The organism is Rhodococcus sp. CX (assembly GCF_015865005.1).
Classification (GTDB): domain Bacteria; phylum Actinomycetota; class Actinomycetes; order Mycobacteriales; family Mycobacteriaceae; genus Rhodococcus.
Window position 1 is genome coordinate 1 of the sequence record NZ_JADZGH010000222.1, and the last position, 1,846, is coordinate 1,846.

The following is a 1,846-nucleotide window of genomic DNA, read 5'->3' on the forward strand; positions in this document are numbered from 1 at the left end:
ACCCCGCTGCGCGGGTACACCTCCACCCCGGCCCCGCTCGACGACACCCCGCCGTTCGTGTGGCACGGCTCGATCCGCTCCCCGGAAATCGCCGAGCAGGCCGCGTTCTACGGCGACGGCTTCTTCCACAACAACATCTTCTGGAACCGGGAACACATCCAGCAGATGATCACCCTGTACCGCACCCGATTCGAGCAGTACGGCCACGGCGCGTCCGATCAGGCCATCGTCGGCCTCGGCGGCCAGGTGTTCATGGACACCACCGAGAAGGAGGCCGTCCGCCGATTCCGGCCGTACTTCGACAACGCGCCCGTCTACGGGCACGGACCGTCGCTCGAGGACTTCTCCGCGACGACCCCGCTGACCGTCGGCACCCCGGAACAGGTCATCGAACGCACCCTCGGTTTCGCCGACTACGCGGGCGACTACCAGCGCCAGTTGTTCCTGATGGACCACGCGGGCCTGCCGCTCGACGTCGTCCTCGAACAGATCGAGATCCTCGGCCGGGAGGTCGTGCCGGTGCTACGCACCGAATTCGAGCGCCGACGGCCCGCGCACGTGCCCTCCGATCCGCCCACGCACCGCTCGCTGGTGGCGCAGGGCCCGGACTCGCCGCATCGCAGCGTGGCCCCGGCCCGGCTCGACCCGACGGTCTCCGGCGAGGCGGGTGGCCGATGAACCGGGACCCAGCGTCTCGGCGGTGACGCCGTAACTTTCGCCCGGTCGAATTTCCGGGACCACCACGATGATGCGAGACTGTCGGCGTGCTGAGATTGGGCTTGACCGGTGGAATCGGTGCCGGCAAATCGACCGTGTCGAAGGAACTCGTCGCGCTGGGGGCGGTGCTCGTCGACGCCGACGCCATCGCCCGGGAGATCGTCGCACCCGGAACCGACGGGCTCGCCGAACTCGTCGACGCCTTCGGTGACGACATCCTCCTGCCCGACGGATCGCTCGACCGTCCGGCCCTGGCGGCCAAGGCCTTCGCCAGCGACGAGGCGCGCGCGGTCCTCAACGCCATCACCCACCCGCGGGTGGGGCAGCGCACCGCCGAACTCGTCGCCGCGGCTCCCGCGGACGGAATTGTGGTGCAAGACATTCCGCTTCTGGTCGAGGGCGACATGGCGGCGATGTTCAACCTGGTCGTCATCGTGCACACCGACGAGGACGAGCGGATCCGCCGGCTCGTCGAACTGCGCGGCATGCCGGAGGCGGACGCCCGGGCCCGCATCGCGGCGCAGGCCAGTGACGACGAGCGCCGTGCCGTTGCGGACGTGTGGCTCGACAACAACGGCGACCCGGCCACGCTGATCAAGGCCGTCCGGGCGCTGTGGACCGAACGGCTGGTCCCGTTCGAGCGGAATCTGCGCACCCGCACCCCGGTGCGGGTCGGCCCGGAGCTGACCGCGTCCCGCGAGGACTGGCCGCAGCAGGCCCAGCGCCTGATCGCGCGGTTGGCCCTCGTCGCCTCGGGTACCGCCGTACGCATCGACCACATCGGTTCGACCGCGGTCCCCGGCCTCGACGCGGTCGACGTGCTCGACCTGCAGATCACCGTGCCCGATCTCGCCGCCGCGGACCGCCTGGCCGAACCGCTCGCCGCGGCCGGGTTCCCGCGCATCGCCCAGGTCGAACAGGAAGACCCGAAGCCGGCCTACGGTGCCGGCGGCGAGACCGATCCTGCGGTGTGGGCGATGCGCCTGCACGGCGGCGCCGACCCCGGCCGGCCCGTGCACGTCCACGTGCGGGTCGACGGGTGGCCCGGCCAGCAGTTCGCGCTGCTCCTGCGGGACTGGCTGCGCGCCGATCCGGAGGTCGCCGCCGAGTATGCGGACGTCAAGCGTGC

The 1,846-nt window shown here is 71.1% G+C and carries 2 protein-coding genes; both read left to right on the forward strand.

Annotated elements, in window-relative coordinates:
• Nucleotides 1-678: LLM class flavin-dependent oxidoreductase (locus I0Q12_RS24520; RefSeq protein WP_197255592.1), on the forward strand; the 678-nt coding region annotated here is incomplete at its 5' end.
• A gap of 86 nt (nt 679-764) precedes the next feature.
• Nucleotides 765-1,846, forward strand: a 1,082-nt coding sequence (coaE, locus tag I0Q12_RS24525) for a dephospho-CoA kinase (protein WP_307846497.1), incomplete at its 3' end; no start/stop codon positions are given.